Here is an 18,603-nt window from a genome sequence, read left to right on the forward strand (position 1 = left end):
TGTAAATAAGAAAAAGCGGTCAACAGGGAAAAGTATACGGCATAGCAACTTAGTTGAAAAAAAGTATCGATATCAATTCCCTAGTTTCGTGAATAATCTAGCCTGGCGAAGCGTTCTGCAGATCATCTTGATCGGGTGTTCTATTCATCCGGTTTTTAGCCAGAGCAATTCAGGTCCTGCTCAAAAGCAAACGCACGCAGAGTTACGTCGACGTTACAAGTCGATTGTCGGCTGGCTACGGACGAGTGCTGTACCAATAAAAACCGTTGAAGCAGAACAAGGATTCGCAGATTTGCAGCCATTGAAGCAAGTGCTGGCAACTGCGCAGTTTGTAGGGTTAGGCGAAGAAACCCACGGTACCCGTGAGTTTTTCCAGGTCAAACACCGGCTGCTTGAGTTTTTTGTTCGGGAAATGGACTTTCGTGTCATTGCCATTGAAGGCAGCTACGCAGCACTACAAAACATCAACGATTACGTGATGGGCAGAACCGATGACGGGGCGAAGGCGCTGGCCAGTCAGCAATTTTGGACTTTAGACACAGAAGAGGTACGAGCTATGATGGACTGGGCTCGGCGCTACAATGCAAGTGTCCAATCGGATAAACGCATCAAATTTGTAGGAGTAGACATTCAGTATAATCAGCCCGGAAAAGATAGAATCCTTTCTTACCTGAAATTGGTAGCTCCGGAACGAGTTGCAGCAACGGAAGCCTTTTTGAGGACTGATCTGGACTTGCTAAATACTGTCCTTGAAGACGCCAATCGGCAGCGTAGAGCTAAAGATTCACTTAAAACCCTTCGAGTTCATTATGAATCGTTACAGCGTTTCTTGGATGAGAATAAGGCTGACTTAATTGCGCACTCCAGTCAGGCAGAGCACGAACAGATATGCAACTATGTGGGCGTAATAACACAGTATATTGATGCACACAGTCGCTCCGATACAGCAGAAAGTGTAGCACGGGATGAGTACATGGCCGAGAATTTTCAACGTTTTGTAAACCGGGAACCCGCCGGAACGCGATTTGTACTTTGGGCACACAACGTGCACATCGCAAAGGGGCGTACCAAATCCTTTAAGCCGCTTGGGGCTTGCCTCAGGCAATTCTATGGGGACAAATACTACGCGCTTGGTTTCAGCTTTAATCATGGCTCGTTCCAGGCACGGGAGGCCCAGTCCACCCATTCGTCGAAAGGAGGACTATTAACATCGTTTACTGTACCGCCTGCCCTAGCAGGTTCAGTGGATTGGTATTTGACTCAAACCCTGCAAAAGATGTATGTTGTCGACTGGCGAGCCACCCCAAAGAATGAGGATGTCATAAACTGGCTAAAATTACCTTGTCCAATGCGTAGTGTAGGCGCCATCTATAGCGCTGGATCAGATACAAGTTTTTTTTATCCGATCATACTCGACCAACACTTCGACGGCTTGTTGTTTATAAACAGTACCACTCGGGCAAGGCCGAATCCTTCAGTTAAGCGGGTAGCCGGGCGCACTGATTGAACAAACTCTTTACGTTTGATAAATCAACTAACAGCCCTTCATAGTATCAAACCTATGCATGCAATATTAACCACCCAGCTGCCGCAGACGCAGGTACTGGAGCAGCATAATCGTTTTGCCATCGCAGATGGCGCCCGTGCCGATCAGCCGCATGGCCTCCGATAGCGGCAGTTCGATGCGCTCGATCTCTTCCCCGGCATCGACCCCGCCACCGGCACCCCGGACGGTATCGGCCGAGAACTCGGCGAGATAGAAATACAGCTTTTCGGTTACCGAACCGGGACTCATATACGCTTCCATAATGGCCTCCACGCGGTCGATGCGGTAACCAGTTTCCTCCTCCGTTTCGCGCCGGATCGCCGTCTCCGGGTCGTCGTTGTCGAGTAGCCCCGCACAGGCCTCGATCAGCATCCCCGACGGATTGCCGTTGACAAACGTAGGCAGGCGAAACTGCCGCGTCAGCACCACCGTATCGGTATGCGGGTTGTGGAGCAGAATCGTGGCCCCATTGCCGCGGTCGTAGGCTTCGCGCTGCTGCCGGGTCCACTGCCCGTTGCGCCCCCGGTAGTCAAGGGTGTAGCGCTTCAGCACATACCAGTTGTCCGACAACAACGTTTCGTCGGTGATGCGCACATAATCGGCCGCGATATTGTTCATATTTGATCGTTTCTGTTTATTTTTGAACAAAAGAACAACGGATTGATGAATTTCCAACAACGAAGAGCCTTAATTTTACAGGCCGTTGAGGAGCGGGGTACGGTCGATGTGCCGGATCTGGCAGCTCTGCTGGCGACATCGGCCATGACCGTCCGGCGCGATCTGGCCCAGCTGGCCGACGATGGGTTGCTCTACCGCACCCACGGGGGCGCCATGCGGCTGGCCGACGCCACCGTTTCGTTTGCCCGCAAAGCCGTATCGCACCCCGAGCGCAAAGAAGCCATCTGCCGGCGGGCGGCTGGGGAAATCCAGACCGGCGACGTAATCTTTATGGACTGCGGCAGCACCGTGGCCCAGCTGTGCCCGTTTATCCGGCATCACCGCATCACGGTCATCACCAACTCGCTGCCCGTGGTGTCGGCCCTGAGCGGCTCGCTCGTCACCATCAACCTGATCGGTGGCGAACTCGACCAGGCGCGGCAGGCGGTTCACGGGCAGATGGCTACCGACCACATCGGCCGCTACCACGCCGACCGGGCCTTTCTGGGCGTGGATGGCATTTCGCTGGCCAACGGGCTGAGCGCATCGGGCGAGCAGGAAGCCAGTCTGACCAAAGCTATGGCGCAACAGGCCGACCGGGTCTACCTGTTATGTGATTCCTCGAAGCTGGAAACCGAGAAATACCTGTATTTTGCACCGTTGAGCCTGTTTGATGTGCTGATCACCGATTCCCAGGCATCGCCTTCGGTGATCGACGCCTATCGGCAGGCCGGCATTACCGTCTTCCAGTAACCCTCTTTTCATCAAACAACCGCAACCCGCTTCATGCGTACACCGCTACTGACCGGCCTGCTGGCTCTCTCACTGGCCGGCACTCACGCCCAGAAACCCACAACCGACAGGGCCAAGCCAGCCGAATCGACCACCGACGCGCCCCTGAGCCGTACCCTCAACCTCGACAAACAGGTCGTTACCAACGGCCAGGTCACCATCAAAGGCCAGCGCGTGCCCTACAAAACCACGGCCGGCACCATTCCCGTCTGGGATGAGGAAGGCAAGCCCGCAGCCGGCGTCTTTTTCACGTATTTCGAGCGTTCCGACGTAGCCGACCGCACCGCCCGCCCCCTTGTCATCTCGTTCAACGGCGGCCCCGGAACGGCTTCGGTCTGGATGATGCTGGGCTATACTGGCCCCCGCATTCTGAAAGTAGACGACGAGGGTTACCCCGTGCAGCCCTATGGCCTGCGCGACAACCCCCACTCGATTCTCGACGTGGCCGACATCGTGTACGTCGACCCGGTCAACACCGGCTTTTCGCGCCCCGCCAACAAGGACGTGCCAGCCGCCAAACTGTTTTTCGGTGTCAACGCCGATATCAAGTATCTGGCTGAGTGGATCAACACCTTCGTGAGCCGGTACAACCGCTGGGCATCGCCCAAATACCTGATCGGCGAGAGCTACGGCACCACCCGCGTATCGGGGCTGGCGCTGGAGCTGCAGAACAGCCACTGGATGTACCTCAACGGGGTAGTGCTGGTGTCGCCCACCGACCTCGGCATCGAACGCGACGGGCCGGCCAAAGGGGCGCTGAAACTCCCCTACATGACCGCTACGGCCTGGTACCACAAAGCCCTGCCGGCCGATCTGCAAAAGAAAGATTTAACCGAGGTGTTGCCCGAAGTCGAAGCTTTTACCATTTCGGAATATATGCCGGCGCTGGCGCAGGGCGGCTCGATCAGCGATCAGAAGCGCAAAGACATTGCCGCCAAAGTGGCCCGGTACTCGGGCCTGTCGGAGAAGGCCGTAATGCAGCAGAACCTCGACATTCCGACCAATTTTTTCTGGAAAGAGCTGCTGCGCGACAAAGGCTTCACGGTGGGCCGGCTTGACTCGCGCTACCGGGGTATCGACGCCAAAGACGCCGGGCAGGGCCCCGACTACAATTCGGAGCTGACCTCGTGGCTGCACTCGTTTACGCCCGCCATCAACCTGTATATGCGGGAGGAACTGAACTACAAGACCGATCTGAAGTACTACATGTTTGGCCCCACCTTTCCCTGGGACAACACCAACAACCGGACCGGCGAGAACCTGCGGCAGGCCATGGCCCAGAACCCTTATCTGCACGTGCTGGTGCAGTCGGGCTACTACGACGGCGCCTGCGATTACTTCAACGCCCAGTATAACCTCTGGCAGATGGACCCGGGCGGCCGGCTCAAAGACCGGATGGGCTGGGAAGGCTACCGCAGCGGCCACATGATGTACCTGCGCCGGGAAGACCTCGCCACCAGCAACGAGAACCTCCGCAAGTTTATCCAGAAAAGCACCCCCAAACCCGGGCAGCCGGCGAAGTTTTAAAGCCAGTGGTATACGGTTTTCGGTATACGGTTCTCAGTTTACCGTTTTCGGCCTTTGCCTGAGGGCCAATACTATAGAAAAGAAGTTTCTCTGCGCTTCACTCACCGGCATTCCCGGGGCTGTGCTTCTGTTTTCTCCTAAGCATCCAGGCAAGCAGAGCCGCCAACCATCGACTGCTTTGATTACTGAAAACTGTAGACCTTAAACCGAAAACTGTAACCCTTCTCCCCCATGTGGCACATCTGGATTGATACAGGTGGCACCTTTACCGATGGCCTGGCGCAGACACCCGATGGGCAGTTGCGCCGGGCCAAAGTGCTTAGTAACGGTCGGTTGCGGGGCCAGCTCATCGGGGGTCGCGTGGCAGCTCCCTGGCTTACCGCCCCACTGTTCGCCGGGTATCAGCTGTATCACCTCGGTACCGGCCAGACCGGCTGCGTGGCGGCACTGACCGCCGACGGCCGGCTAACCGTAGACGACCCAACCAACGGCCCGCTGCCCGATGGTACCATCGAACTCTTTACGGGCGAAGAAGCACCCGTACTGGCCACCCGGCTGCTTACCCAGACCCCGCTCGACAGGCCTTTTCCGCCCCTCGACATGCGGCTGGGCACCACCAAAGGCACTAACGCGCTGCTCGAACGCAACGGCGCGCGCGTAGCCCTGGTCGTCACGCGCGGCTTTCGCGACCTGCTCACCATTGGCACCCAGCAGCGCCCCAACCTCTTCCAGCTGGCCATCCCCCCCGCCGAGGTTCTCTATGAATCGGTGGTGGAGACCGCCGGTCGGTTGTCGGCCGGGGGGGCGGTGCTGGAATCGATGACCGATAGCGACCTGACCCAGCTGATCGACCAGCTGCGGGAGGCCCGGCCCGACGCCATTGCCCTTTCGCTGCTCCATGCCTACCGCAACCCGGCCCCCGAGCGGCAGCTGCGCGAAGCCCTGCACGACGCCGGCTTCACCACGGTGATCTGCTCGACCGACCTGTCGACCACGCCCGGTTACGTGGCCCGCACTCAGACCACCGTGGTCGACGCGTACCTGCGGCCGGTGCTGCAGACCTACCTGACCAACGTGCAGCAGCAGCTGGGTGGCTGGCCCGTACGGGTCATGACCAGCGCGGGCAGTCTGGTACGGGCCGATTTGTTTCAGCCCAAAGACAGTCTGCTCAGCGGCCCGGCGGGCGGGGTGGTGGGTGCCAGTGCCGTGGCCGCCCGGCTCGACCGGCCCGGCGTACTCACCCTCGACATGGGCGGCACCAGCACCGACGTGGCCCGCATCGACGGCCTGCCCGACTACCGCTTTACCACCCGCATCGGGTCGTTCGACCTGCAACTCCCTTCCCTGGCCATCGAAACGGTGGCCGCCGGGGGCGGGTCGATTTGCTGGTTCGACAGCCTGGGCAGCAGTGGCCAGCTGCGTGTGGGCCCACATAGTGCCGGCGCCAGTCCTGGCCCGGCCTGCTACGGCGCCACCCCACCGGACCAGTCCCCACGCCTGACTCTTACCGATATCAATCTGCTGCTGGGCAAGCTGCACCCCCGCCAGTTTGGCATTCCGGTTTTTCCCGAGCAGGCCGAACGCGCGCTCCGGATCGTACTGGATCAGATCCGCCGGCAGACGGGACAACCTGTCGATGCGCTGACGGTGCTGCGCGGCTTCGAGCAGATCGCCAATGAAACCATGGCCGGTGCCATCCGCACTATTTCGGTGGCGCGCGGGTTCGATCCGCAGCCCTACCCATTACTTGTATTTGGCGGGGCGGGGGGCCTGCACGGCTGCGCCATTGCCCGTATGCTGGGCATGCATACGCTGCTGCTGCCCTTCGACGGGGGGTTGCTCAGCGCCTACGGTATCGGTCAGGCGCCCATCGAGCGCGCAGCCACCCGGGCGGTGCTGCAACCCCTTTCGGCCGTGCGCGACCAGGTGGGCGAGCTGGTGCATGCCCTGACGGGCGAAGCTACCGAAGCGCTGCGGCAGGATATTGGCCCCGACACCCCGATCGAGCAACGGTCGGCACGGGCGTTTTTGCGGCTGCAGGGCCAGGAAGCCACCGTCGACGTACCTGCCGACGGCCCGCTCGAAGCCGATTTTCGCAGCCAGTATGCGCAGCTATATGGCCACTACCCCGCCGGGCGCTCCATCGAACTGGCCAGCCTGCGGGTAATCGTCGGCACGGCCAGCAAACCCCCGGTAGTCAGCGGCCCGCCCGTCAGTCACCGGCAGGCCGTACCCGTGTTTCAGACCGAACGCTACCCCGCCTACGACTGGACCCAGCTACAGGAAGGCGATACCGTGCGGGGGCCGGCCCTGCTGCTCAACACCACCTCATCGGCGTTTATCGAGCCCGGCTGGCGCGTGATTGTGCAGGCCAGCCGCGACCTGGTAGCCGACTACATCGCCGATGACGACGACGTTGCCGCCGACGAGCACCAGAACGACGTCATCGAACTGGAACTGTTTACGCAGCGGTTCCGGGCCATTGCCGACGATATGGGGGCGCAGCTGCAACGTACCGCCTTCTCGACCAACGTACGCGAGCGGCTCGACTTCTCCTGCGCCCTGCTCGATGCCGATGCCCGGCTGGTGGCCAACGCCCCCCACATTCCGGTGCACCTCGGCAGCCTGGGCGTCTGTGCCCGGCTGTGTCTGGCGGCTCTGCCACTGGGGCCCGGCGACGTGCTCATCACCAACCACCCCAAATACGGTGGGTCGCACCTGCCCGATGTGACGCTGATGCAGGGCGTTTTTACCGATCCCGTACCCGGCAGCGACCCGCAGTTGATCGGCTACGTCATCAACCGGGCACACCACGCCGAAATTGGCGGTAAGGTGCCCGGCTCGATGCCCCCCGACGCGACGACGCTCCCGGAAGAAGGCGTGGTACTGGCTCCGCAGTACGTAGTGCGCCACGGGCAGCTGTTGTGGGACGGTGCCGATGGGCTGGCGCGGCAATTTACCGGGGCGGCCTACCCCACCCGCTCGCTGGCCGAGAACCGGGCCGACATCGAGGCTGCACTGGCCTCGCTGCGGGCCGGCGAAACGGCCCTGCGGCAGCTGGCCCGGCAACAGGGCCCCGACCGGGTCCGGCACTACATGAACCAGCTGCAGGCATCGGCTACCCGGGCCATCGAAACCGTGTTGCAGCCCCGCGTCGGACAGTCGTTCGATGCCACCGAAACCCTCGACGACGGGCACCGTATTCAGGTCCGGCTCGACGTGCGGGCGGGCAACCACCTGCGCATCGACTTCAGCGGTACAAGTGGCGTGCACCCCTTCAATCTCAACGCCAACCTGTCGATTCTACACAGTGCGGTGCTGTACGTGCTCCGGCTGTGGGTCGACACCGACATTCCGCTCAACGAGGGGCTTATGGCCCCGGTCGAGCTGGTGCTGCCCGAAGCCTCGCTGCTGAACCCGGTTTTTCCGGCCGACGATGCGGGTGGGCCGGCCGTGGTGGGCGGCAACACCGAAGTCAGCCAGCGGCTGGTCGATACGCTGCTGAAAGCCCTTGGTCTGGCCGCCTGCAGCCAGGGCACGATGAACAATTTTCTGTTTGGCCAGTCGGATTCGGCCACGCCCTTCGGCTACTACGAAACCATTGGCGGGGGAGCCGGCGCTACCGTGGGCGCCCCCGGCCGTTCGGCGGTGCATCAGCACATGACCAACACCCGCCTGACCGACCCCGAAGAACTCGAACGACGCTACCCGGTGCGGCTGCATCGGTTTGCCATCCGAACCGGTTCGGGCGGGGCGGGGCACTGGCGCGGGGGCGACGGACTGATTCGGGAGATTGAGTTTCTGGAGCCGGTACAGGCTACGCTGCTCAGTCAGCACCGCGTGGTAGCCCCCTACGGCCTGCACGGCGCTGAGGCCGGGGCCGTAGGCCGGCAAACGCTGATCGGTACCGACGGGCGCGAAACCGCACTGCCCGGCGGGTTTAGCCGCGCCATGCAGGCTGGAGAACGCATCCGGATCGAAACGCCGGGCGGTGGCGGGGCCAATGCCCAATCCACACCCGACGCCTTCCCGCGCGTGTAGCCAATCGAATGCCAATAGCCTGCCAAAACCGGACACCGCAGCCCGCCTGCCGTGTCCGGTTTTTTTGTTGACAACACAAAATCAGCCGATTAGCCGGCGGATTACTGGTCGCCGTTCATCCGATTTAACCCTGCCGTAACATCGGCACACAAATGATCTTTTTTTGATAACAAACCCGTAACGCCTGGCCAACACAGAACGTGTCTCTTTGCACCCTGAAAAACAACCCGTGTTGACGGCATGAAGAACGCTCTATTTTCTTTCCTCTTTTTTCTCGCTCTGCTTGGTGTCGGCCTGACGCCCGCCGGAGCACAAACTACGCAGACGTCCATCTCGGGCGTCATCAACGATCCCAAACAGGGGGCCGTACCGGGCGCTACCGTTCGCGTCCGTAACGAGTCGACCGGCTTCTCGACCGGCACCGTCACCAACGCCCAGGGCCAGTACGTCTTTAAAGAACTACCCTTGGGTGGCCCGTACACCCTGACGGCCACCTTCGTGGGCTATGGCGAACAGACCCGCCGGGGCTATATGCTCAATCAGGGCGACGCCATCCGCATCAACCTCACGCTGGCCGAAGCCGACCAGACCCTCGACGTGGTGCAGGTGGTAGCCTCGGGCCTGAAAAACAAAACCGACAACCTCGGAGCCGCCACGGCCATCTCGGCCAAGTCCATCGCGTCGCTGCCCGTCAACGGCCGGAACTTCACCACCCTGACCGACCTCTCGCCCCTGAGCCGGGGCAGCAGCCTGTCGGGACAGCTGGGCTCATCGACCAACTACACCATCGACGGGATGACCGCCAAGAACCCCACCTCGGCCGGATCGACCACGAGCCGCAGCGGTGCCCCCTACTCGATTTCGATCGAAGCGGTGCGCGAGTTTAAGGTGATTACCAACCAGTATGACGTGGTCTACGGCCGCGCCGGTGGCGGGCTGGTGAGCGCCGTTACGAAAGCCGGCACCAACAAGCTGACGGGCAGCGTGTTCAACTACACCCGCGCCAACTGGCTGGCGAGCCGCTACGATATCCGCGGCAACGAACGGGTCAACAAGTTCTCGACCAACCAGTACGGTTTCTCGCTGGGCGGTCCGATCATCAAAGACAAACTGCATTACTTCGTGGTCTGGGATCACCAGCAGGATTCGCGCCCGCTGATCATTGCCGATGTGCAGACGCCGACCGACGAGAGCCGGTTCCGCGTGACGCGCACCACCCTCGACCGCTTCGTCGATATTGCCCGCAGCAAATACGGCGTGGCCACGACACCCCAGTACGGCACGTTCGACAAAAAGCGGGGCTCGGATGCCGGTTTCGCCCGGATCGACTGGCAGATCAACGCCAATAACCTGCTGACCGTGCGCGACAATTTCACCAGCGACCGCAACAAGCTGGGGCTGACCGATAACACCGCGATCAACATTTACGAGTCGACCGGTAATGATTTTAACTGGGACAACAGTTTGCTGGCGACCCTGCGCTCGTCGATTACGCCCCGCGTGACCAACGAACTGAAGCTGCAGCACCTCTACACCTACCAGAAAAGCTCGCCCGGCGATCAGCTGCCGGCCGCCAACATTCCGCGTGCTATTGTCGAGAACGTAACGTCGGTACTGAGCGACGGCACTACGGGCTCGACCAACATCCAGATGGGTGGCCACCGCTTCGCGCAGGAAGGCTTCGACAATAACGTGCTGCAACTGGTCGACAACCTGTATTACAACACCGACCGCGTGCAGTACACGTTTGGCCTCGACCTGATGTACACCCGGGCGCATTCGCTCTACGGCAGCGAGGTAAACGGTCGTTTCCATTACACCGTCGACGGCAACCAGTCGGCCCTCGACAAGTTTCAGAACCTGCAGCCGTACCGCTACTACCGCGAGGTACCCCTCGTGGCCGACCCCAGCGTGGTGGGCAAAACCCTCAACGCCGGTGCCTACGGCCAGCTGACCACCAAGCTGATGCCGGGTCTGGAAATGACCGCCGGACTGCGGTTCGACTACGCCCACTACCCTACTGCCCAGTTTAACCAGGTGGTATTCGACGAGCTGGGACTGCGCACCGACAACAAGCTCAAGTCGTTTATTGCCCAGCCCCGGCTCCAGTTCAACTGGGACCTCAACGAACGGCATACCGACTTCATCCGCCTGGGCGGGGGTGTGTTTGCGTCCGATATCAACAACTACGCGGTGATCAACAACCTGACCTTCGACGGCAAGCACTTGGCCACGGTCGATGTGCGGGGGGCCAACGTACCCACGCCCGATTTTGCCGCTTATCGCAGCAACTACGCCAGCATTCCATCGCTGGCCCAGTTCCAGCTGCCGACCATTAACCTGACCGGCCCCGACGCCCGGGTGCCTGTGCTCTACAAGGCCAATATCTCGTATAACCGCTACCTAACCGAGAAACTGAAGGTAGGCCTGTCGGGCTATATGTCGCTGGCCCGCCACAACTACGTCTACGTCGACCGTAACATGGTGGTCGATCCGTTTTTCCGGCTGGCCAACGAAGACAACCGGGGTGTTTACGTGCCGCTCAGCACCATGCCCGCCAACGGCGCCGGCGACTGGCTCAACGGACGCATCAGCCAGAAACTGGGCCGGGTGCTGGAACTGAACAGCCAGGGTAAAGTCAATCAGTTTGCCGTGGTGCTCGATGCGACGTACCAGTATTTCCGCGACGGCGAGATTACGGCCAGCTACACCTGGAACGATACGAAAGACAATACCTCGTTCAACGGAAACGTAGCCAACACGGCTACGCTGGTGCTGCCCGTGAAAGACGATCCGCGCAACCTGAGCCGCCTGAGCTACTCCGACAACCAGTTCCGGCACAAGGTCGTCGTATACGGTACGCTGCCTACCTTCTGGGGCGTATCGGTTGGGTTCCGGTATTCGGGTATCGGCGGTACGCGCTACTCGCTGCTGTCGGGCGCCAACAGCAACGCCGACTTCGTGTCGGGCACCAACGATCTGGCCTTTATCTTCGACCGCAACAGCGAAAGCGTGCCGGCCAACGTGCGGCAGGGTCTGCAGGCGGTGCTTGATAACCCCAACGCCAGCCAGAGCATCAAAAACTACATCAACGCCTACTCGGGCCAGATTGCGGCCCGCAACGGCGGTATCAACGGTTTCTTCGGCACACTCGATCTGCGCGCCAGCAAGAACATCCGGATCTACCGCAACCACAGCGTGACGCTCTCGGCCGATGTGTTCAACATAGTGAACCTGTTCGACCGCTACAAGGGCAACAACGGCTCGCTGGGTTCGCAGGCGCTCTACGCGCTGGGTATTCCGGCCAGCAACGGCAACCCCGCCGTATCGCCGTTCGACCGCACCAACCAGCGCTTCGTGTACCGGGTCAATACGGCCGGGGTGGTTACGCCCTCGGGCGATCCGTTCCAGGTGCAGATCGGCGCGCGGTATAGTTTCTGATAACCCGGCTGCCACCAACCGAATCGGATCGGGCGTCCGATCCGATTCGGTTGCTTACCTTCGCCATACACCCAGTCATTCTCCTCTTTTCGAACAGCCTCTTTTTTAACCCAGCTCAACGCAACACCCCACTCCTATGCAATCGACCCTTCTGATAGCCCTGCTCCTGACCGGCACTGCGGCTCTGGCCCAGCCGGCTTTCGACCGCGAAGGCCACCGCGGTGCCCGCGGCCTGATGCCCGAAAACACCGTGGGCGCCATGAAAAAAGCCATGGATTTGGGCGTCACGACGCTCGAACTGGACGTCGTGATCTCGAAAGACCGGCAGGTGGTGGTCTCGCACGATACCTACATGGCGGCTTCCATCGCGCTGAAGCCCGATGGTACGCCCGTGACGCCGGCCGAGGAGAAAACGATTTTACTGTATGCTCTCCCCTACGCCGAGATTGCCCGCTACGACGTGGGCAGCAAGCCGCACCCGCAGTTTCCGGAGCAGCAGAAGCTGGTGGCCCACAAGCCGCTGCTGAGCGCCCTGATCGACTCGGTCTACGCCTACGCCCGCGCGACCCGTAAACCGGTGCCGATGTTCAACATCGAAATCAAATCATCGCCCACCACCGACGGTACGCACCACCCCGCCCCGGCCGATTTTGTGGCGCTGGTCATGGCCGTCTGTCAGCAGAAAAAACTGGGCGACAAGCTGCTGATTCAGTCGTTCGACGTGCGGCCGCTGCAGGTGCTGCACCAGAAATACCCCAACGTGCGCCTGTCGTACCTGACCTTCAACACCAAATCGGTAGCCGAGAATCTGGCCACACTGGGCTTTACCCCCCAGACCTACAGCCCCATCTACAAAAACGTAACGGCCGAAACAGTGAAAGCCAGCCACGACGCCGGAATGAAAATTGTGCCCTGGACGGTGAACACCAAAGCCGAAATCGATGCCCTGCGCCAGCTTGGTGTCGATGGCATCATCACCGACTATCCCAATCTGTTTTAACCCAACCCTACCCCGACAAGCGCGCCGACCATCCCCGATGGCCGGCGCATCTTGTTTGCGGGGGAATAACCGTCTGAGCCATCTCTCCCCCGTTGCAGTAGAATACGGGGGCGCGGGCGCTTCTCGTGCCTGAATCGTTCGCCCTTTACACCATGTATCGACCCCTCTTTCTGGCCCTGCTCCTGACCGCATCGACGGCCTTCGGACAGGCTTACCGCGACCGGCAGGACTGGATCAGCCTCTTCAACGGCAAAGACCTCACCGGCTGGGACGCCAAGATTGCCGGCTACCCCCTCAACGACAACGTCGGCCGTACGTTCCGGGCCGAAAATGGTATGCTTCGTATCGCCTACGACCAGCCCGCCTACAAACGGTTCGACAAAAAGTACGGCCACCTGTATTACAACAAGCCGTTTTCGCACTACATCCTCCGCTTCGACTACCGCTTTCTGGGCGAGCAGGTGCCCGGGGGCGACAGCTGGAACGTGCGCAACAGTGGTGTCATGATTCACTCGCAATCGGCGCAGAGCGTCGACCTGAACCAGACGTTTCCCGTTTCGCTCGAGGTGCAGTTGCTCGGCGGCCTGGGCAAAGGCCCCCGCCACACGGCCAACCTCTGCACCCCCGGCACCCAGGTGCACACGGGTGGGCAGCTCAACACGCAGCACTGCATCGACTCCGACTCCAAAACCTACGACGGCGATGGCTGGGTAACGGTGGAAGTGGTGGTACTGGGCGATTCGGTACAGCACCGGATCGACGGAAAGACCGTGCTGGCCTACGGCCACGCCGAAGTGGGGGGCGGTTTCATTGGCGAGGACAACTGGGCCGCCAATGGCTTCGCCCATCCCGACGCCTGGATGAAACGGGCCAACACACCCCTACGTGAGGGCTTCATTGCCCTCCAGAGCGAGAGCCACGCCATCGACTTCCGCAACATCCGGCTGCTCAATCTGAAAGGCTGCATGGACCCCAAAGCCACCAACTACAAAGCGTATTTCCGCGAAGCCGACCCGGCGCAGTGCCGCTACAAATAGCCGGGCCGGGCCGCACCGATCCGGGCGGGTGTCCATTCCCTCAAAACCGACCGGTTCCGGGCCATCGGCCAAACAAATCGGCTGGCGCGTGGTTAGAACAGACAGATTGACCCCGAACCATCGGCTGGTCGACCCTATCACTAATCGCATCAATGTTATGGCGTTGAAACCCAATATCGGCCTCGACCAGAAAGTGCTGGATCAGGAAAACGAACTCCTTAATGCCTTCCTGGCAGACCTTCACGTTCTCTACATCAAGACCCGCAAGTTCCACTGGGACGTAGCCGGCCCGAGCTTTAAAGAATACCATGAGTTTTTCGAGGAGCAGTACAACGCCCTCGAAGAAGAAATCGACCTGGTAGCCGAGCGGATCCGTCAGCTGGGCGGCCGGCCGCTGGCAACCATGAAAGATTTCCTGGCCACGGCTAGTCTGAAAGAAGACCACGATGGTCATATCGATACCAAGGAAATGTTCAAGCGGCTCCTGGCCGACCATGAGCAGGTTATTCGCGAACTGCGCGACGACGTAGAAACCACCGACGAAAAAATGGGTGATGCCGGTACCGCCGACTTCCTGACGGGTCTGATGGAAGACCACGAGAAGCAGGCCTGGATGCTGCGCAAATACCTGTCGTAGTCTTTGCTGAGTCCCCTCTGCCGGGGTTGCCGCTACCGATTCGTCGGGTGTGGTAGCCCCGGTTTTTTGTTGCCCCAACCTGAAAAATGGCTAGTTTGCACGTCTACCGTACGCATCTATGCCTAAATCATTATCCCTTCGCAGTGGCCTTGGCAGTATTCTGTTCTGGTCGGTTATTTCGGCGGCTTTCATCGGTCCGGGTTCCGTTACGGCCTGTGCCATGGCGGGGTCTCGGTTCGGCCTGCAGCTGCTCTGGGTACTTACGTTTGCCACGCTGGGCACGGTCTGGTTGCAGGAAGCGGCCGCCCGCCTGACCATCGCTACCGGCCGCGACCTGGGTCAGATCATTGTCGACACCTACGCCGGCCCGCGGGGGCGTCGGGTGGCGTGGGCGCTGTTCGGTGCCATCTTTCTGGGCTGTGCGGCCTATCAGGCCGGCAACATTCTGGGCGCGGTGGCGGGACTGGCCCTGCTGACGGGCCTGCCGGCCCCGCTGCTGACAGCCGGTGTCGGGCTGGCGTGCGCGGGACTGCTCTGGATCGGCTCCACGCAGGGGTTGGCCAACATGCTGGGGCTGGCCGTGTTTGCCATGGGGGGCGCGTTTGTGTATGTCGCCTTCGGCACGCCCGTTACGCCCCTGGCCCTCACCAAAGCCCTGCTGGTACCGGCCGTTCCGTCGGGTTCGCTGCTGCTCATCAACAGCCTGATCGGCACCACCATCGTACCCTACAACCTGTTTTTCGGTTCCAGCATCGTGCCCCCCGGCGACGATGCCGCGACCCAGTCGCTGCCCGAAATGCGGCTCGGCATCTGGGTCGCCGTGGTGCTGGGCGGCATTATCTCGGTGGTGCTGCTGCTGGCCGGCCTGCTCATACCGGCCGACTTCTCCTACCCCCACATGGCCGACGTGCTGGCCGGGCAACTGGGCCCCTGGGCCGGGTCGCTCTTTGCGTTCGGGCTGTTTGCGGCCGGCTTTGCCTCCTCGCTGACGGCCCCACTGGCGGCTTCCGTGACGGCGCAGAGTCTGCTGGGAATACCTAAAAACAGCCCGGCCTTTCGCGGTATCTGGCTGGTGGTACTCGGCACGGGACTGGTGTTTGGCTTACTCAACGCAACCCCCATCCCGATCATTGTGGCCGTGCAGGCGATCAACGGCATCCTGCTCCCGTTCGTGACGGTTTTTCTGTTCGTGGCCGTCAACAACCGGGCGCTGCTAGGCTCGTTCAGTAATTCGCCCGCGCAGAACCTGGCCATGGGCGTGGTGGTGCTCGTGACAGCGGTGCTGGGCGCCTGGAACGTGTGGCTCGTCGTGAGTGGTCTCTAGGCAGCCGCAGCGTCGTTACGAAATTGTGAAGCCGTGGCCTATTTGGCCGGCGGGGGCTACCTTTGTTTTATTCCCCAACCTCCCCGACGTATGGACACACGACGCGATTTTCTGCGCAAGGCAGCCCTGCTGGCCGGCAGCACGGCCTTCATCGACGGCCTGCCCGCTTCCATTCAGAAAGCCCTGGCCATTGCCCCGGCTCCCGGCACCACTTACCTCGATGCCGAGCACGTGGTGATTCTGATGCAGGAAAACCGTTCGTTCGACCACTGCTACGGCAGCCTGCGCGGGGTGCGCGGTTTCAACGATCCGCGGGCCATCAGCCTGCCCAACCGTAACCCTGTCTGGCTGCAGACCAATGCCGCCGGGCAAACCTACGCGCCCTTCCGGCTGAACCTGCGCGATACCAAAGCCACCTGGATGAGTTCGCTGCCCCACTCATGGACCAACCAGGTCGATGCTCGCAACGGCGGCCGCTACGACAGGTGGCTCGACGCCAAACCGTCGGGCAACCCCGCCTACGCGCACATGCCGCTGACGATGGGCTATTACAACCGCGACGACATTCCATTCTACTACGCTCTGGCCGATGCCTTCACGGTCTGCGACCAGAACTTCTGCTCATCGCTGACCGGCACTACCCCCAACCGGCTCTTTTTCTGGAGCGGCACCGTACGCGAACGGCCCGACGCGCTGGCCCGGGTGCGCAACGAAGACCTCGACTACGACAAACCGGCCGACTGGACCACCTTTCCCGAACGGCTGCAGGATCAGGGCATTTCATGGCGCATCTACCAGAACGAAGTCAGCCTGCCCACGGGGCTAAGTGGCGACGAAGATGCCTGGCTGAGCAACTTTACCGATAACCCGCTCGAGTGGTTTTCGCAGTACCACGTGCGGGCGCTGCCGGCCTACCAGCGCTACCGGACTGCCCAGCTGGCCACCCTGCCCGCCGACATCAGCGCCCTCGAACAGCAGCTGGCTACCCTGCCCGACACGACCGACGCGGGCAAAGCCGCCCGCCGGACACTGGCTCACAAAAAACGCTGGCTCGCCACCCTGACCGCCGAAACCCCGCTGTCGCTCGACCAGCTGTCGGCGCGGGAGCGGGCGCTGCATGAGCGGGCCTTCACCACCAACGTGGGCGATCCCGACTACCGCAGCCTGACCACCCATACCTATACCGACGGCGATACCCAGCGTACGGTTCAGATTCCGAAAGGCGATGTGCTGCACCAGTTCCGGACCGATGTGCAGCAGGGCACGCTGCCTACCGTATCGTGGGTGGTGGCTCCCGAAAACTTTTCCGACCACCCCGGCGCCCCCTGGTACGGGGCCTGGTATCTGTCTGAAATGCTCGATATGCTGACGCAGAACCCGGCGGTCTGGCAGAAAACCATTTTCGTGCTGGCCTACGACGAGAACGACGGGTATTTCGACCACGTGCCGCCCTTCGTAGCTCCGCATCCGCAGCAACCCCACACGGGTAAAGCATCGGCCGGCATCGACACCACGGGCGAACACGTCAGTCTGACGCAGGAACAGCAGCGCCGGGTAGCCAACCCGGACCGCGACGCCCGCGCCAGTGCCATTGGCCTCGGCTACCGCGTGCCGCTGGTAGTGGCCTCGCCCTGGAGCCGGGGCGGCTACGTAAACTCGCAGGTGTTCGACCATACGTCGGTGCTGCAGTTTCTGGAAGGCTTTATCGGCAAGAAATTCGGCAAAGACGTGCGGGAAACCAACATCAGCCCCTGGCGTCGAACCATCTGTGGCGACCTGACGTCGGTGTTTCGCCCCTACGCCGGCGAACCCATCGACCTGCCCAAACCGGTGGAGAAAGATGCCCTGATCGAGAGCGTTCATAAGGCCCGGTTTCGGGATGTACCCAGCAACTTTCACCCCCTCAGCCCCGACGAAATCCGGTCGGCAGGGCAGCCCGCCGAATCGGGGTCGGTGCTGCCCCGCCAGGAGCCCGGCACCCGCCCCGCCTGCCCCCTGCCCTACGAACTGGTGGCCGACGGGCACTACGATGCCACCAGCGGAACCTTCTGCCTGACCCTCGAAGCCAGCAACCGGCAGTTTGGCAAACGGGCCGCCGGCGCGCCGTTTATGGTGTATAACCTGGCCGACCACAGCGTGCGCAATTATGCCGTGGCGCCCGGCGATGGGCTGACCGATACCTGGCCCGTTGCCGCCGGACAACCCTACGCGTTTCGGGTCTACGGCCCCAATGGCTTTTACCGGGCGTTTCAGAGTGAGGCTGCGACTGCTCACCCCAGCCTGTTGGTTCGGCCCCGGGTGCTGGCCACCGCCGGCACGCCAGCCCAGCCAGCCCTGCACGTTCGGGTAACGGGCGTGCCGACGGGTACCCGCCTGGAACTGGTCGATCTGGCCTACAAAACGGGAGCCGCTCGGGTGCCGCTTACCCGCTCGACCGCCACGGGCTATGCGGGCGATCTGACGCTGCCCCTGCTGGCCAGTCAGGGCTGGTATGACTACCTCATTCGCTTTGCCGACGGTACCGAGCAGCAACTGGCCGGCCGGGTCGAAACGGGGTTGCCCAGCAGCAGCGACCCGGCCATGGCCTAGTAAACACGCCCC

At 61.3% G+C, this 18,603-nt stretch carries 11 protein-coding genes; 10 read left to right on the top strand and 1 reads right to left on the bottom strand.

All coding sequences use genetic code 11. The annotated features are described in order from the left end of the window. Positions 1-88: 88 nt before the first annotated feature. Positions 89-1,507: an erythromycin esterase family protein gene (locus ACYVAC_RS13005; protein WP_461098121.1), complete on the top strand. Its 1,419-nt coding sequence runs from the start codon at positions 89-91 to the stop codon at positions 1,505-1,507. A 66-nt stretch (positions 1,508-1,573) separates the two neighbouring features. Here the strand turns inward: ACYVAC_RS13005 and ACYVAC_RS13010 are convergent, their stop codons facing one another. After that, positions 1,574-2,164, bottom strand: a complete 591-nt coding sequence (locus tag ACYVAC_RS13010; RefSeq protein WP_461098122.1) for an NUDIX domain-containing protein — start codon at positions 2,162-2,164, stop codon at positions 1,574-1,576. Positions 2,165-2,209: 45 nt separating this feature from the next. On the opposite strand from ACYVAC_RS13010, the gene ACYVAC_RS13015 reads away from it, so the two are divergent. From ACYVAC_RS13015 to ACYVAC_RS13055, 9 genes are all read left to right on the top strand, one after another. Then, positions 2,210-2,956 carry a DeoR/GlpR family DNA-binding transcription regulator gene (locus ACYVAC_RS13015; protein ID WP_461098123.1) on the top strand — a complete coding sequence of 249 codons (747 nt, stop codon included), beginning with the start codon at positions 2,210-2,212 and terminating at the stop codon, positions 2,954-2,956. A gap of 33 nt (positions 2,957-2,989) precedes the next feature. Next, on the top strand, positions 2,990-4,522 hold the full coding sequence (locus ACYVAC_RS13020) for a S10 family peptidase (RefSeq protein ID WP_461098124.1): 1,533 nt from the start codon (positions 2,990-2,992) through the stop codon (positions 4,520-4,522). A 231-nt stretch (positions 4,523-4,753) separates the two neighbouring features. Continuing rightward, positions 4,754-8,563, top strand: a complete 3,810-nt coding sequence (locus tag ACYVAC_RS13025; RefSeq protein ID WP_461098125.1) for a hydantoinase B/oxoprolinase family protein — start codon at positions 4,754-4,756, stop codon at positions 8,561-8,563. 240 nt (positions 8,564-8,803) lie between these two features. After that, positions 8,804-12,004 carry a TonB-dependent receptor gene (locus ACYVAC_RS13030; RefSeq protein WP_461098126.1) on the top strand — a complete coding sequence of 1,067 codons (3,201 nt, stop codon included), beginning with the start codon at positions 8,804-8,806 and terminating at the stop codon, positions 12,002-12,004. A 136-nt stretch (positions 12,005-12,140) separates the two neighbouring features. Beyond that, on the top strand, positions 12,141-13,004 hold the full coding sequence (locus tag ACYVAC_RS13035; RefSeq protein WP_461098127.1) for a glycerophosphodiester phosphodiesterase family protein: 864 nt from the start codon (positions 12,141-12,143) through the stop codon (positions 13,002-13,004). Positions 13,005-13,156: 152 nt separating this feature from the next. Then, complete coding sequence (locus tag ACYVAC_RS13040; protein ID WP_461098128.1) at positions 13,157-14,041, top strand: 3-keto-disaccharide hydrolase; 885 nt, start codon at positions 13,157-13,159, stop codon at positions 14,039-14,041. Positions 14,042-14,198: 157 nt separating this feature from the next. After that, a complete protein-coding gene (locus ACYVAC_RS13045; RefSeq protein ID WP_461098129.1) occupies positions 14,199-14,678 on the top strand; it encodes a Dps family protein in 480 nt (159 codons plus the stop codon). A gap of 118 nt (positions 14,679-14,796) precedes the next feature. Next, on the top strand, positions 14,797-16,002 hold the full coding sequence (locus ACYVAC_RS13050; RefSeq protein ID WP_461098130.1) for an NRAMP family divalent metal transporter: 1,206 nt from the start codon (positions 14,797-14,799) through the stop codon (positions 16,000-16,002). Positions 16,003-16,092: 90 nt separating this feature from the next. Further along, positions 16,093-18,591 carry a phosphocholine-specific phospholipase C gene (locus ACYVAC_RS13055; protein WP_461098131.1) on the top strand — a complete coding sequence of 833 codons (2,499 nt, stop codon included), beginning with the start codon at positions 16,093-16,095 and terminating at the stop codon, positions 18,589-18,591. Positions 18,592-18,603 lie beyond the last annotated feature (12 nt).

The organism is Spirosoma luteolum, assembly GCF_054778875.1.

Excerpts from the sequence above, each read along its gene's own strand:
- ACYVAC_RS13050 (WP_461098130.1), top strand. The coding sequence starts at position 14,797 with ATGCCTAAATCATTATCCCTTCGCAGTGGCCTTGGCAGTATTCTGTTC.
- ACYVAC_RS13045 (WP_461098129.1), top strand. The coding sequence starts at position 14,199 with ATGGCGTTGAAACCCAATATCGGCCTCGACCAGAAAGTGCTGGATCAG.
- ACYVAC_RS13010 (WP_461098122.1), bottom strand. The coding sequence starts at position 2,164 with ATGAACAATATCGCGGCCGATTATGTGCGCATCACCGACGAAACGTTG.
- ACYVAC_RS13030 (WP_461098126.1), top strand. The coding sequence starts at position 8,804 with ATGAAGAACGCTCTATTTTCTTTCCTCTTTTTTCTCGCTCTGCTTGGT.
- ACYVAC_RS13025 (WP_461098125.1), top strand. The coding sequence starts at position 4,754 with ATGTGGCACATCTGGATTGATACAGGTGGCACCTTTACCGATGGCCTG.
- ACYVAC_RS13035 (WP_461098127.1), top strand. The coding sequence starts at position 12,141 with ATGCAATCGACCCTTCTGATAGCCCTGCTCCTGACCGGCACTGCGGCT.
- ACYVAC_RS13040 (WP_461098128.1), top strand. The coding sequence starts at position 13,157 with ATGTATCGACCCCTCTTTCTGGCCCTGCTCCTGACCGCATCGACGGCC.
- ACYVAC_RS13020 (WP_461098124.1), top strand. The coding sequence starts at position 2,990 with ATGCGTACACCGCTACTGACCGGCCTGCTGGCTCTCTCACTGGCCGGC.
- ACYVAC_RS13055 (WP_461098131.1), top strand. The coding sequence starts at position 16,093 with ATGGACACACGACGCGATTTTCTGCGCAAGGCAGCCCTGCTGGCCGGC.
- ACYVAC_RS13015 (WP_461098123.1), top strand. The coding sequence starts at position 2,210 with ATGAATTTCCAACAACGAAGAGCCTTAATTTTACAGGCCGTTGAGGAG.